The organism is Streptococcus sp. 263_SSPC, from assembly GCF_001071995.1.
In the GTDB taxonomy this organism is placed as follows: Bacteria; Bacillota; Bacilli; order Lactobacillales; family Aerococcaceae; genus Granulicatella.
In genome coordinates, this window is the sequence record NZ_JVNU01000026.1 from 1 (window position 1) to 1,289 (window position 1,289).

2 protein-coding genes are annotated in these 1,289 nt (G+C 43.9%); one reads left to right on the forward strand and one right to left on the reverse strand.

The window, feature by feature from the left end; translation table 11 throughout:
* Positions 1-1,059 (forward strand): Ig-like domain-containing protein (locus tag ADH02_RS09705; RefSeq protein ID WP_048782589.1); only part of this gene is annotated, 1,059 nt, incomplete at its 5' end.
* 77 nt (positions 1,060-1,136) lie between these two features.
* Here the strand turns inward: ADH02_RS09705 and ADH02_RS09345 are convergent.
* Positions 1,137-1,289: IS3 family transposase (locus tag ADH02_RS09345; protein WP_048781683.1), on the reverse strand; the 153-nt coding region annotated here is incomplete at its 5' end.

A 1,289-nucleotide genomic window follows, 5' to 3' on the forward strand; every position in this document is an offset into this window, starting at 1 on the left:
CCATTAACAGGTGAAGTAATCTTCACACCGAATAAAGATTTCGTAGGGACTCCAGATGCGGTGACCGTTCAAGTCAAAGACGAGAATGGAACTAGCGTAACGGCGAAGTATACGCCAACGGTTACGCCTGTGAAACCAACAGGAGAAGACGTAACTTCTACTGGTAAACAAGGAAAAGTCCAAATGGGAACACCGAAGTTTACTGAAGGCGATACGGAAGTGCCGTTGAAGGTCGATGCGGACCAACCAGCAAAATTCGTGGTGAATGGAACTGCAGTAGAAGAAACAACGATTGACGCAACTAAAGAGGGCACAAAAGTTGGTACTTACACAATTAATCCATTAACAGGTGAAGTAACTTTCATACCGAATAAAGATTTCGTAGGAACACCAGATGCGGTGACTGTTCAAGTCAAGGATGAGAATGGAACTACTGCGACAGCGAAGTACACACCAACTGTAACGGCAGTGACGCCAACAGGAGATGACGTGACTTCGACGGACGTTCAGGGGAAGACACAAACTGGCAAGCCAACCTTTACAGAAGGCGATGTGGAAGTGCCACTAGATGGTAGTGTACCAGCTACCTTCGAAGATGGAACGACTGAGAAAGTCATTGCAGGGGTTGGGACATTTACCGTAGCAGCGGACGGAACGATTACCTTTGTTCCAGAAGCAAGCTTTACAGGAGAAGCTCCAGCGGTCACAATCCAACGAGTGGATATGAATGGTACCGTTGCAAAAGCAAGCTACACAGCAACAGTGACGCCGGCTCCAGTAGATCCAGTTAAACCTGAGGAACCGACGAAACCTGAAAATCCTGCGCAACCTGAAGAACCTACTAAACCAGCTGAACCTGCTAAACCAGTGGTGACCGAACCAGAAGCTTACAAGCAAACGGTTGTAGCACCAGCTGTTGAAAAAACAACTCAAACTGAATTACCAAATACGGGGACAATGGATGAGTTTGCCATCTTCAATGCAGCAACTCTTAGCATTTTAGCTTCATTAGGACTTGTTACGACTTCTCGTAAAAAAGATGAAGAGCAAGAAGCATAACCAATAAAAACAAAAAGCGTGAGACTAGAATTGGGACTGACCCCAAAAAGTGAGAATTTAATAAAAACACCCTAGGGCTACCGTCTCCGGTATTCAACCGGAGACAGGTAGTCCAATTTTTGTTGGATTCTATTTTCATTATAATATTTGATGTAATTTTCTACAATTTGAATTACAATAGAAGATGAAGTTATTACTTCATCTTTTATGTAGAAAGCTTCGCACTTTAG